6 protein-coding genes are annotated in these 13984 nt (G+C 57.0%); 1 reads left to right on the top strand and 5 read right to left on the bottom strand.

Going from position 1 to position 13984, the window contains the following annotated elements; translation table 11 throughout:
- A partial coding sequence (locus WHS46_12245) for an IS1380 family transposase (protein ID MEJ5349444.1) occupies positions 1–350 on the top strand: 350 nt, incomplete at its 5' end.
- 644 nt (positions 351–994) lie between these two features.
- Here WHS46_12245 and WHS46_12240 read toward each other — a convergent pair.
- The 5 genes from WHS46_12240 to WHS46_12220 form a co-directional block, all read right to left on the bottom strand.
- A complete protein-coding gene (locus tag WHS46_12240) occupies positions 995–1819 on the bottom strand; it encodes a hypothetical protein (GenBank protein ID MEJ5349443.1) in 825 nt (274 codons plus the stop codon).
- 10 nt (positions 1820–1829) lie between these two features.
- Positions 1830–5834, bottom strand: coding sequence for an N-6 DNA methylase (locus WHS46_12235; protein ID MEJ5349442.1), 4005 nt, complete (start codon positions 5832–5834; stop codon positions 1830–1832).
- A gap of 1 nt (position 5835) precedes the next feature.
- Positions 5836–7770, bottom strand: coding sequence for a helicase-related protein (locus WHS46_12230; GenBank protein ID MEJ5349441.1), 1935 nt, complete (start codon positions 7768–7770; stop codon positions 5836–5838).
- Between the two features lie 201 nt (positions 7771–7971).
- Positions 7972–8688, bottom strand: a complete 717-nt coding sequence (locus tag WHS46_12225; GenBank protein MEJ5349440.1) for a DEAD/DEAH box helicase — start codon at positions 8686–8688, stop codon at positions 7972–7974.
- Positions 8685–13790 (bottom strand): DEAD/DEAH box helicase, encoded by a 5106-nt coding sequence (locus tag WHS46_12220; protein ID MEJ5349439.1) that lies wholly within the window; start codon positions 13788–13790, stop codon positions 8685–8687. The genes WHS46_12225 and WHS46_12220 overlap by 4 nt, the downstream gene beginning before the upstream one ends.
- Positions 13791–13984 lie beyond the last annotated feature (194 nt).

Genomic DNA, 13984 nt, shown 5'->3' with positions numbered 1-13984 from the left:
CGGACCGCCTTTCTTGGCGTGATCGGGCCTTCAGGGAGGGCCGTGTGACGGAGCCTCGGCCCGGCAAGAAAGTGGCGATCCTCAGCACATGGGTGACACGACACTATGGAGGGGAAAGCTATCGGTTTCGCCTGGTGATCCGGGTCACCGAGCGAATATCGGATGCCAAGGGACAAATGCTGATCCAGCCCGATATCACGCTGGAGGGTTGGTGGACGTCTCTTTCCATCGATGAGGATCAAGGGATTCGGTTGGATGAAAAGCCGGGTCTGAGTGAACAGTTTCCCAGTGAGATCAAGACTTGGAGCGACTGCCCTCTAGAAAGTTTGCTCCCAAAGCTTTGGTGTTGACCTTGGGCAGACTGGCTGACAACATCTTCTGCATCCTTGGGCAAAACGGGCCCCTCGCCCATTTTTCGCCCGCTCGAATCGGGCCATGCGGCGTCGCATCAAGACCTTGATCCAGGAACTGATCTCTCTGGCAGGGCGCGTGATTCGAAGCGGTCGTCGGCTGAAGCTCCAGTTTGGTCGCCATTGTCCCGCCTTTCAAGCGTTTCGGAGCGTCTTTCTCAAATTTTGCCCAGGTTAAGGCAAAAGGAAGTCGCTGCAAGTTGACGACTCAATGACTCAATGACTGAATGACTCAATGATTGAATGACTTAATGACTTAATGATTCAATCACTCATTTCTCCCCTGGGTAGGGCAAAAAGGGGTCGCTGCAAGAGCCTGGATCTATTCTATGTTCACGTTAAAGGGGGGCGAGTATGCCCGAAAAGGGCCGGATGATCCCAGTCATCACCACTTTTCTGCCACTGGAGAGCCGATGATTCGGGCAACAGGCTGAAACAGGTCATCATGGGCGGCACAAAACGCTGACACCATGCTCGCAACTCAGCTCTCTTCGCCACACCTCACGGATTCAGGAAAGCTCTTGCCCAAAAAAAAGAACAAAGAGCCCGAGTTTTCGGGGGATCTGTTTCAGTGCGTTGAGCATTCATGCTATAGAGCCGCATTGAGAAACTTTTTGTTCAAGCCAACGCTCCAAGATGATCCCAATTAAACGCGTGGCCTCTTGAATGGACATCGGCTTAAAAGATGATTCGGAGGATGATGGACGTTCCTTTCCATGCCTCGCCTTTTCTAAACCGACAGCCTTTGGACTGTTGGCAGTCCGGGTGAATCGCTTCACTTGATTTTTACTCACCCAGTTGGTAATCGGTGCACCGTCTGATTCCACAATTTCAAAAATCTTATACAAAGTCACCCAATCATAAGGCCTGGCTGCATAAAGACGAAAGGCGTTTAGACAGCCTTCTTCTTTCAACAAAACTTCAAGCCATCGCTCACCCACGCCGGCTATTGATTCGAAGATATGATGAACAACCGTTTCATTGTCTGTGACGACGGAAGCCACCAGCTCGGAGCGCACTCCAAGTTCACCCGAAGTTTCGACAAAAAAGCAATGGTTTATCCTACCGTCTTCTTTCTCCTCGCCTATGGCGTCGACTTCCACGTTACGAAAGCCGGGGTAGCGAACCCTCATGATACCGTTTATTGCAGGTACCAAGACATCCTTCGCATAGTCATAAATTTGCCTCGCGGTCTCGAAGGCTTTGTGGAGTACCTCCAAATAATGGTGCTTATCGTGCCGGAAAACCCGTACGATCGAATTACCACTTAACTCTCTCCCTAGCTTTTCAAGATCGAAATCGTCGCCTTTTAATCTAATTAGCCGGCGAGATATTCCCTGACCCTCCTTATTTTCGGTCTCTGCAAGGCGACCTCTAGCCTTCCTAAGGCATTTTCCCTCTTCGCTCATGAGAAACGCCCTAACGACTTTCGCTTTTCTCCAATCTCTCCCATGCCTCCAGAACCAGACGGCGGGTACGGTATTCGCCGTACCGGCGCTCTTCTTTTTCTTTGAGCACACGAAATGTCTCGCCGGGGAAGTCGGGGCCAAAGACGTCCTTAGGGTCGAGGATGTAACGTAGCTCATCGCGGGTCAGCCCATAGAGCCTTGCGTAATAAGCATCGAGCTCGGCACGAATGACGGCACGGCGCTCAGAATTCCAGCGGAAGGGCGGGATCGTTTCGGCCTCCGGATGGACCTGTAGCGACGACCCGCAGCACTCCTGCCAGCGGCGGGCAATATCTTGTCGCAGCTCCCGTTGGCTCTCTTGCCATACCTCTCGCGCAAACGTTTCTAGGTCCCAGGCGGTGTAAATCAGCTCCAGGACGCGGGGGATGGTAAAGAAGAGGTCAGTTACAGTGTAGCTATCGGGTGGCAGGACGGGGAGCTGTTTTAATATGAAGTAGCTTAGGGAGGGCCCACCTATTTTCTGACGTGCTGCAAAGTCGCACACAAGAGAGTTCATGTTGTTAAGAAAACACATCACCCTAAGAACGCTCAGATCCTCTGGGTACAGGACTAACGGCAGCTTGTGCCCCACCCCTACCCGCGGCAGGATGGTGAAGATGGCTGTGCGTACATCAGTGGCACGAGCCACGTCCCTAAACCCCAGCAGCCACCCGCCGTCCCACTTCCAGTGAATCTGCCCGCCGTTGCGGTTCCGCTGCTTGAGCCGCTCCTTCACCATCTGGTCCCTCACCCAATACCTCGGAAGCACAAAATGATGTGGGTCAGCGCAATCTTCCTCCTGCGGTGTGGGGAGTTGGGTGCTGGTGGTGTTTGGTGGTACCCCTTTGTAAGTGCCAAAGCGGTGGTCGAACTGCCAGATCATCTTAGCCTCGTAGAGAGGCAGCCAGACCTCGTCACCACGCACGTAGTAGAGACCGTCGGGCCGGCCAAGGTCTCGGCCGCGCATAAGCACATATCCTTGGCCCTCTAGGTCTTGCGTGGTTCGGAAAAGGTGGCTGTCGTTGGCCATATGAAACATTGTCATAAACCTTACGCCCCATGGGTTCTCTCCTGTCCTCTCGTTTACCAGCACAGGCACGCGCCGATAGATTTTCTTGGTGAGTTCAGCGTCTTCGCGAGTGCGAAACACAGGGCAGGTGCCGGTGTTTGGGTTAAAGAGGGCCAAGTCTTCCGGGCTCATCTCAAAGACGCGGCGACCGTCGCGCAATTGCTCGGTGCGGGTGAGGAAGAAAGCAAAGCGCTGCGGAGTCTTCTCTTCCGTCCGGCCCCGAATGGTAAGCAGGGAGAATTTGTAAAGACTAACTACTGCCGGAAAAACTCTCTCACGGTTTTCGAAATCATAAAGGCTCACCAGCCGCCCGGTCTCCACCAGGTGGGCGAAGAAGTGCTTGTTGGTGTCATCGGTGGCGATGCCCGTGGGGAGTACCACGCCGGCGCGGCCGCACGGACGAAGAAGCTGCGAAAAAAGCTCAGCAAAAATGCTGTAAGTGTTGATGTCACCCCGGGCGGTAAGCGGAAAGCGGCCGCTGCCCCGCAGGAATTTGCTTTGCGCTTCGGCAGCGTGCTTGGCTTCTTGATATTCCTGCCAGAGAGCAGGGCGATTATTCGGAAGGGCTTGAATCAGCCGCCGTCGCTCTGCCTTATTGAGAGCTCTGGCAATCTCTGTATCCCGGGTAGCAAAAAACTCCTCCTCTTGGAGCTTGATGCGCTCCCAGGGAGGGTTGCAGAGCACCACATCAAAACCGCCATCCTTAGAAACCTCGGGGAATTCCAGGGGCCAGTGGAAGAAGCGGTGTTTTTCCGCCAGTTTCCTGGCTTTTTCAGTGAGCCGGCGGTCCTCATGGCCGTTGAGAAAAGCATCTAGGTCTCCGCTGAGAGGGACGTGGTCAACGTTTCTGTTCAGCCTAGTAAAGAAAGCGGCGGTCCAGAGATGGCAGGCGCTGAGATGGCGACGTAGAGGCTCTTCTTTGCGCATGATCTGATAAGCTTTGGTCTTCTCCCTAACCACCTCGAGGGTGCTGTCTGGAAGGGCCAGTAGCGGTGCTGTTTCTTCCAGGAAGCACCCCAGATCGGCCAATTTGGGAAGACGCCGCCTCGTCTGGCCGAGTCGCTCTTTCCTGTTTTTTCTGACCAGGGACCGTGCCACGGCCTTGTCGTCGCCCTCTACAGGGGCGAAGGCCTCGTCCGGGATGCCCTTTCCCAGCACGGATAGGTCGAAGACCCCCAACAGAGAGTCGCCGCAGCGGATGCGGTGGTCGAGGAAAGTGAGCGGTTTTCCTGGTAGGTGCCCTTCAATCCATAAGGCCACCTTGCAGAGTTCCACGGCCATTGGATTCTTGTCCACGCCGTAAAGACAATGAGCGATGACCTCACGGATTGCCTCCCGGACTGCCTCTGGTGACGGTTCGTCAACCTCACTGCGCACACGGGCAAGTTCCAAGCCCAAGCGCCTAGCCGCGGCCAAGAGAAAATGGCCCGATCCGCAGGCGGGGTCGCAGACTTTAATGGAAAGGATGGTCGGCTCCCTTTCTTCCTGAGTGTTCTTGCCCGCCAACCGATCGTGGAGGACCGGAACCAGCGCGCTGGCCACTAGCTCATCCACCAGAGTGCGCGGGGTGTAGTACGAGCCTGTGGATTTGCGCTCCATCCCGACCAGTAGGTTAAAAGCCATCTCAGAACTAGCCGCTTTCAGATCCGGGTGGTATTCCAGAAGGCTTTCGTAAACACTACCAAGCTCCTCCACATCCAGAGCGGCGTAGTTGACCCGTCGCCACGGAGCCCGCTCGTTTTCCTGGTACATGGAGAGATACCAGAAGGCCTTCAGGAAGGCTTGGTTGGTAAGGGCCAATTCGTTGATGTTCTTGGTGCCTTGTGGATCGAAGAGCGGTCCGTTGAGTGGAGGCAAACCTAGCTTAACCCCGTGGTTTTCGTCACTTAAAAGGCGAAAAGCGATCTTAGCAGCCTCCCACAGGTCGGTATGATGGTTCCAGACCCGGCGGTTTTCGCAAAGGTTCCGAAGCCGGCTGATGCTGTAGTGCCGCCGGTACACTGGGTTAGCGGTGAGGAGCTCACGCTCTTCGGCAACCAAGAGGAAAAGCATGCGATAAATGAGGCGCAGAAGTTCTTGGTAGTAGTCTACCGCGTCTAACTGGCCAGTGCGGACCTTTTCCCTCAGGTCATTGTTGGCGGGGTGCTCAAGAAAGGCCGTTCCCAAGATGGTAATAGCATTCTTCACGCTCTCTCGCAGGCGATCGCGCACTCGGCCGCCCTGTTTGATGGTCTCGAGGTAGTAGCGCTCAAGCCAGCATGCCGCCGCGTCGTCTCGTGGCAGGCGGGAGCGGTGGGCTAACCTGTAAAACAGGGAGAAATCGGCAAAGTTTTTGCCACCCATCATCTCCCGGAGGTCGAACTCAATGTAAGTGGGCCGGGTAAGGCGGGTGGTCTGGCGTAAAAGCCGCAGAAGAAAGCCGTTGGTGACCACGCCCCAAAGGTGCTCGCTACGGTTTAGGTACTCTTGCAAGAGGGAATGGGGCGCTAGCCGAGGCCGACCGCTCTCTGGGCGCCGGTCTAAAACTAGGCGGCAGCCTACCACGTGCACAGGTGGCGCGTTCTCACTCGCATCGGCACGGTGGGAGACGGCATAGGTCTTGCCCTCTATCTGGGCCGCCCGTGGAACGTAGACCGGTTCATAGTCCAAAAGGCTCAAGAGCGGAATGATCCATTGGTCTCGGGTGATAGTGGTGGCCGGGTCAGTTTCCGGAAGGCGCTCTAGGCGCTGCTGAAAAGCTGCCCAGTACTCAAGCGCCACCTGCCAAGCGCCGGAAATCTCGTTTTCCAAGCGAGCCCTCAGGCCGAAGTCAGCAGCAGTCTGACCTGGGGCGCTGCCCTCGTAAATGTGGTCGAGAAGATCGGCGGCAATCAACCCGCCTTCAATTCTTAAGCATGGAAAGCGCACTTTACCTCATCACTCCTTGCGCAATGGGAAGTAGGACCAGAACCCCCAACAAGTCCGGAGGAAACTGCGGTTGAACTGCCAAGCCTCGGCGTGCCAGTCCCGCTGCTGCCCGCACCCTGCGATGGGCATCAAATACCCGCCGCGCCCGTGCGTTAGCCCGTTCTTTGAGGTAGGGCAGTAGTACCTCCCACCAGCCCAGAACCTCACTTAACACCTCCCGCCGCTCGCCCTGAGGCACGAGCACGTCAGGACGAGCACGTAGCAAAAGGTGGTGCGCTTCCTCTTCGGACAAGAAGACCAGGCGTCCGGGCGGATAACCTTGGAAGGCGAACACGGCTACCTCCTCGGCTAGAAGCAGCGGGCGGTCAGGCTGCTCCAAAAGGTAACGCAGGCGGAGTAATAGGAGTACGGTGCGGCGCTCCACCTCAGTTGTGCGCACCACCCCGCAGCGGGCCCCCGCCTGGCTAGCACCCGCCAAGGCGCTTTCTAGGATCCACTGAGCCATGGCGCCCACAAAAGCGTGGTTTCTTCCCAGCCATGCTGCGCCTTTGGGCGGTGGGGAGGTGAAGGACACCCGCCAGGGTCTGGCTGGCAGAGCCTCATCCACCAGAGAAGGTAACCTGAGCCCCGAGGGCACTGAGAGTAGATAGGTGCCGTCGCTCGCTGCCTCCACTTTTAGGCCCAAACGCTGGCAGGCATTTAAGACAAATCGCCGCACTGCCTCCGGATCACCCAAAACGTGGTCGGTCTCGGCAAGCTCCCGCTCGACCTCGTCGGGTTTTATGGCTCCTTGGGCAAACCGGCTCCGACTTTCCTTTTCCCGACCGGCGGCCTCGTGCCAACGACGGTGGAAATCGAGAACCGTCTTGTCAGAAAACAGCCGCAGCTGCCGCCACCCTGAGGTCGCCCCCTCTACCCGGGTCATTACGGCTTTGAAGACCGCTTCCAAAACCGATTCGCTGTCTGCCGGCACTGGCACTGCCACGCCAAGGCTCTTCCTAATTTCTTCTGCTTTGCGCAGAAGCACCTCGAGTACAGCGCCGTCTATGGGATTGTCGCGGCCGTAGAAGAGCACGGCTCGGACCTTCGGCGCCTGTTGCCCGAAACGGTCCACACGGCCTTCCCGTTGCTCTAGGCGGTTCGGGTTCCAAGGGAGATCATAATGCAGAACGGCGGTAAAGTGCTCCTGCAGGTTGATGCCCTCGCTCAGACAGTCGGTGGCCACCAATACCCGGGGCGATTTACGCGCCAGTTCCTCCACGCGGAGGGTCCGATCTTCCTCGGGCAGGTTGCCGGTGACCGCCTCCACCACCAGGTTTGGGAAGGCGGGGACGAGCCGACGGGCAAGTTCAGAAGCGACGTATTTGGCCGTTTCAATAAAACGGCACCAGATAATGGGATGAAAGCCGAGGCCCAAGAGCTTTTCCACGACCTCGGCACAACGAACAATCTTGGTATCCGCGCCGCTGGCCAAAAGTTCTTCGGCTAGGCGGGCGAACTGCCTCAGCTTGCGGCGGCCGCTTTCGGGCAGCTCAGCCTCGCCCTGCTCCACCACGTGCGAAGGTTCCACGTCCAAAGGCTCCTCGTCTGTCGGGTCGTAGATGAAAGGAGCATAGGCTGCGTCCGTCTCTTCCTGGATTTCAGCCTCGACTGCGACCTTTTTGCTTAAGGCAGCAGCGGCTGCCGCGGGGCTCGACATCACGCAGCGCAAGATGGACAGGGCAGCCCAGTAGCGGATGCGACGGCGCCAGCCAGAGAGGGTCTCGCCGGTGCGCACTAGCTCGCGGCTGAAATGAAAGACTTGGTCAAAAAGCTTTCGGTATGCCGGGGAGAGGTCGTACGTTTCCTCGACGTTCTCTCGTTCAGGGAAGGAGGTCACTTCGTCCAGCCACTTAACGATGTCGGGCCGGCGCCGCTGGACGAAATGGTAGGCCACCTCTTTCCGCTCCTCTTCGGTAAGGCGCCGAAAGTTAAGGCTGGCAAAAGAAGGCTTTAGGAGGGCCAAGAGTGAGACAAAGGACGCCTCGATGCCGCTGTGAGGGGTGGCAGTGAGAAGCACTAAATGGAGTTTTTCATTGGCCGCCAGTCGTCGTAACAGCTCGTGCCGCTGCTGCTGGCCTTTGGAAGCCGTGCCCGGTTAGGCAGCACCATGAGCTTCGTCCACAATGACCAATTCGGGGCAATGGGTTAGGAACTCTGGGCGGTGCCGGTCCGATTTGACGTAATCAATGCTAACCACCAGATGAGGATAATACTTAAAGATGCTGGGCTCGCCCGGGGGCAGAGAGCGCTCCAGACGACTTACCGTACCGGAGCGAACCACCACTGCTTCAAGATGAAATTTTTCCGCTAGTTCCATTTGCCATTGGTCACAGAGGTAAGGCGGGCAGAGGACGCAGAGACGGCGGACCTCCCCGCGGTCAAGAAGTTCTCGGGCGATAAGAAGGGCCTCTATGGTTTTGCCGACGCCTACGTCGTCGGCAATTAGGATCCTCACCGGGTCAAGCCTCAAAGCCATTAGTAAGGGCACGAACTGATAGGCTCGAGGCCGCACCGAAATTCTGGCCAAGGAACGCAGGGGTCCGGCGCCGTCGCGTAAAGCAAGCCGGGCGGCATCCCACAGGAGCCTGGTGGCTACCGCGTCCCCCGCATCCTCAGGTGTGGGCAGGGGGAAGGTTGCGGGTTCAAGCTGCTCAACCCCATCTTCCACTAAAGGGTGGTAGATACCGCAGGCTTCATCTTCATCACCGGCCACCGGTCGCAAGTATATCACTTCCGGCTCCCTGGAAGGTAACACCACCCATTCGCGGCCGCGGCAGCGTACAATACTTCCTACAGCCATTTGCACGCTCATCCACTCCTCCTCCCTTCGCCGAAGATATCCGGGTAGGCTTGGACCTGTTCCTCGAGGTCCCGGTCGTAGCGAATGACCACCACCCGGTAGCCAAGATCCCGAAGTTCGGCCCGGCTTACGGCATCCCGCTGCCTCTGGGCGGATTCGTCGTGTACTGCGCCGTCGCAGAAGACGCAGATATTGGGTTCGTAGAAGAAGTCCGGAATGCAGGGTAAGTTGGCCACAGCCTTTTGCGCCTCGTCAGGCAGACGGTGGCCCGTGTGATAGAGTAGGTCAATGAAACGTCGCTCTAGCTCTGAGCGCAAGTCCGTAAGAGAGCGCAGCCAGCGGTAATGATCATCGAGGTTGCGCTCGGCCCTATGCCATTCGGTGTAAGAGCGGCTCAGACGCTCCAGGGCCTCCCGGATGAGCCGGCGATCCAGAAGCTGGTGGTCTATCTGGTTGTAGTACGACAGTAGGCAGTGATAGCAGGCGCGGGCGCACGAGTCGCCATTGTTTTCGTCCACGCTGAAGTGGCAGCGCTTCAGAGCGGCACGGGCTACGGCCGCTAATGCTCTGGGATCCTGGACCAGTTGCCGAAGAACCCCGACGCCCCCTTCGGCCGCTTCCCAGTAGAGGATGCCGCGGTATGTGTCTTCGCCTATGCGTTCCGAGTCCAACTCGCTTTCTTCCACCTCAAAGACGGTTTCTATGCCTCGTTGGAGAGCATACTGAAGGGTGGCCAAGAAGTCCGTGTTTCCCCGCCAAGCGGGATCGAGCGGGTAAACTAAAAGGATATTCTCGGTGTTCCATACCATCAGGCGGACTACCTCCCGGGCCTTAGAGGTACTAGGGAGTTCCACCGCCCAGTCTTCAAGTTCCTCGCCTTCGGAAAGCGGTCGCCATATCTCCCCACTGTTAAAGTCGACGACAAAGTGCTCGGTTTCGGGGCGATGGCGCCAGCCGTGGTTGACTCGGTAGAGTGTAGCCGAAGACCCGTACACTAGACGCAGCAGCGGATTATTGGTCTCGTCATTCACTGTAGCCTCCACCCGGCGCTCCCGGCCGCCGGGCAAGAGAGCGAACCGAAAATGTGTGGTTATGCGATAACCGCGCCGGATGCGCTCTTCTTCCTCGCAAGTGATCCGCTCCCGCCGCCTGGCGCGCACGTTTGGCATCTCTAACAGTACTGCCACCTCGCTCGTTTCGGCGTCAAACCGCACACCACAGTGGCTGCAGAGATCAGCCGTGGCATCCTCATGATAGTAGCCACACATACGACAAAGCTTGACGGTACGCTGCCGCTGAGCCAGTCCGCCGGGCGGAGCAATGAAGCGCTTCACTTCGTACTTGGCCCCATTGTGGTAAATGATATTGTCGGGTCCGAATTCCCGAAGAGCCAAAAACCGAGGCCGGCTGATGAATTCTCCTTCGTTGCGTGGTATGAAGGCGCGCAAAGGCAGACGTGGAAAGTTGTATCCAGGTAGAAAGCCCTCGCTGGCCAGGTATCGGTATGGGTAGAAGTCGGACTCCTCATTTTTGGCTTGATTTATTAGAAGGTTGCGCTGACGGATAGCCTCCTCCTGGAGCCGCTGGGCTTCCTCCTGCGCTTCACGGCGGCGAGAACGCAGTAAATCCTTTTGGGCGCTTTCAAGCTGACTTATGGCCGCGCGATAAAGCTCGCGCCAACGGTCGAAGGCAGCATCAAAAGCTTTGGGCGCAGTTCGGAGAAGTTCTTCTAACCACTGGTCCGTATACCAACCGCTTTCAGCCAAATCCTCTCCGCAAGCGTTCAAGATTTCCCTTGCTTCAGCAAGGCATTCGGCGAGGCGAAGCTCGCTGAGTTCTATTTGGGCTCGCACTTCCTCCTTGAGGGGCAGCTCGGGCCATGGGTTCAGCTCAATGACGTCGTCAATGGCACTGCCTAGACGAAGGCCTGTCTTGGCCAGCCAAACGGCGTAGACGTGGGCGCGCACCAGGTCTTCATTGCCCAAGTCGAGCTTAGGGCTTTTGACCGCGCCAGCCACCATTGCCCCACGGCGTCGAAAGAAGTATTGGTCGTGGCCACTGCGCGCGGAACAGTAGGTTAGCACCAGAGAGGGGTCGCCACGCCGGCCCGCCCGACCGCTGCGCTGGGCGTAGTTAGCCGGAGTAGGAGGTACGTTACGCAGGTGCACTACTCGCAGGTCAGCGATATCGATACCCAGCTCCATTGTGGGCGAACAGAAAAGGCATTTGAGATCCCCTTCCCGGAAGCGCTGCTCTCGCTCCTGGCGAACGTCGTTGGAAATCTGGGCAGTATGCTCCCGCCCTTCTATCCCTTTTAAGTGAGCCGCGGCTATGCGGTAAAAGTCGCGGAAAAAGGCGTTTACCTTCCGTTGGACCTCAATGTAGGCAGGGCTTTCCACCCGGCGGCTATACACGGGGTCGGGAGGAGGCGGCGTACCATCGCCCAGTCGCCAAAGAAGGCAGCCGACTTCGATCTGAATGTAATCTTCGCCCCCCTCCTGGCGTCTTACCAACAATCCCTGAGAACACAGGATATCCACCATTTGTAGCACGAATTCATTGTATGCCTCAGGCGAAAGCCTCAAATCTCGGCGTAAGTACCGGCCGAGTCGAGTCTTCCCGCTTAAGCTCCGTTTTTGCAAGCGCAAGTCCGTCGTGCCGGAAAGGATAAAGCGCGCCGCTGGCCGGAGCCATTCGTCGGGCTCCCACCATTTTTCATGCACCCATTTTTCTTCCTCACTCTGACCGAGCTGGCGCCTAAGTTGCTGCTGTTCGCGTTCGGAGAGCACGCGCGCGTTGATGGCTAGGTGGTAGCGAATGTAATTAAGGAAGGTATGAAGCACTTGGTAGCGCTTTTCTGCCGTATGTGGGGCTAGAACCGGACAAGTGTGCCAACGAGTTTCGTCTTCGCATAATTCCTTTAGACCCAGATAATCAATGACCAGAAGTCCGCACTGTTCAAGATTTGGCTGCACGACTCGCCATGCTCGCTGCAGGTCCTCGTAAAGACGGTACTCAATGAGGGTCCGAAATGCCTCCCAGCGTTTGCGCCCTACTGGGCTTTGCGGGTGCACTGGGCAATTACTCACGTCCGCCAGACTAAGGTCTAAGATAGCCAGCACTTCATCGGCCACATTTACGTGATCCAATTGGCCCTTGGTCTCAAGTGCCCTGTAAAGGGCCGCCCGCAGCAGGGAGTAGCGTACAAAGTCGTTAAAGTGGCCTGCCTGAAGGGAAGCGTCCTGGCGGTTGTCGGTAAAACTTAAGACTTTGCGGTGTTCCTCCCTTATGCCGTGCTGGGCAGCATGCAACAAAGCGGCCACGCTCAACACGGTGGTGGCGCTGCTCCGGCCTTCACTAGAAAGCCGGCCTAACTTCCGGAACTCTCGATCACGGCCAGAGTACGTTTCGCCGCAGGCGAGGCAAAGTCGGAAGGGCTTAGGCTGGAAAAAGGCGCGGATCGCCCCAGAGGACTCTTCATAAGCTAGCGCACCGTCGGGCTTAACCCATACCTCGCGCGGAACTCCCTGGCGGTAGTGGCTTTTCACCCGCCCGCGGTCATCCAGCCATTCGGGGGGCAAATGTTCGGCATCGGCCGTCCAGTCCCCTACCTCGTCGGCTAATACTAAGTAGCCGGGCATAATTTCGGTTTCCGGGGCAAAGAATTCTCCCTCCGGCTCCCGCGGGAGGAAAAGGCTAGACTCTTTAGCAAGCCAGACGTTGTAATAGGCTTGGCCGCACTGGCGACAAAACTCTAATGGAAAAAGAACCCTGTTTTCTTCACCTTCGGGGGCATAGTACTGGCCCTCCAAAGTGAGATAGCGCACTGTGGGTGGCTCCAAAGTGGCGTAGACTGCCTGGCCCTGACCAACAAATTGGTGCAGTTTCAAGGCAAAAAGAGGATTGTCGCCGTCAACCTTCAGAGTGGTGCCGCGCAAAAGGGCGGCACGAAGGGCCTCGCGGCAGCGGACTTCCTCCAAACCAGTGTCTTCTGCTAGTCGGCGAGCCGCCTCAGAGAGGGTGACGGGCGGGCAACGCTCGCTGGTGCCGTCCGGCGCAATACGAAAGCCTAGATTCCGCTCTATCCACCAGCTCAAGGGGTGCTTTCTCAATTCTTCTAGTGTCTCAGGCAAGGGGGCTTGAACGGCTCCCCGCAAGGGCTGCGCGTCTACCCCGACCAGCGTAGTAAGGGGCCTGAATCTCTCTTGGATAACATTCCCTGGCAAAACGGTAACGCCAAAGATCTTGCTGGCAAAGTCGGCCACGGCCTGGCGGCGCTCGCCGCTACCTATTTCTTCACCACCAACCATCGTGGCACTGGTACCGATGTAGATCAGGTTCGGGTTGCCGCAGCGTTGGCGCAGCCGCCGAATGAGGAGAGCTACATCGGCGCCTTGGCGGCCACGGTAAGTATGCAGCTCATCGAAGACCAAAAAATCGATACCGGCCACTGCCCGGTGGACAAAGTGGCGCTCCTGGGGCCGAACAAGGATGAGCTCAAGCATCATATAGTTGGTGAGGAGGATATGGGGCGGACAATCCAGGATCTCGCGCCGCTCCGGTCCCTTCTCTTGGCCTGTGTACTTGGCAAACCGAACAGGGAGGGGCTGACCGGTCCGGCGCTCATAGCGATCTCTCAATTCCAGCAACGCGTTGTGCTGAGAGTTCACAAGAGCATTCATAGGGTAAACAATTATCGCTCGCACCCTCGCTTCGGCGGGATTAGCACGCAGCACCGCGTCGAAGATTGGAATGAAGTAGGTCAGAGACTTTCCGGAACCGGTGCCACTAGTAACCACGTATGACTCGCCCCGGAGTGCGCATTCAATAGCCTCTTCTTGGTGGTAGTAGAGAATGAAGGGACGGCCATTATCGTCGCAGAAAATGTCGGCACAGGCCGGGTGTAGCTTGCTCTGCCGGCAAAGCTCACCCACCGATGTTGTTAGCTCATAGGGAGGGTTCAGCTGGACAAGAGCCTCTGGCCATAGGGTTTCAAGAGCAAACAATTCCTGCTCTACTATTTGGCTTATCCGCTCATCAGCTATATTAAAAAAGCTGCGGACATAGTTCTGGTAGTCAGATACTACAGATGAGGCGTACTCGAAGATACTCATGCCATCCTCCCCAACTGCTCTTTTCCCTGCCCCTCAAGAATCCAATTCCAGTATAATGCCCAACAGGGAGCCAGTTCACTACTCGACTGAAAACACTTGTTTTTTAACCCTTTGCCTAAACTTTTTTCGCTACACACTCCTAAGCGCCTTGCATCAGGTTTTACTTCGCTTTCACGAAAACCTGAAGCCCAGGT

Source organism: Desulfosoma sp. (assembly GCA_037481875.1).
Lineage (GTDB): Bacteria > Desulfobacterota > Syntrophobacteria > Syntrophobacterales > DSM-9756 > Desulfosoma.
Note: the sequence above shows the minus strand (reverse complement) of the source record. Positions and strands in the feature narration are given on the sequence as shown.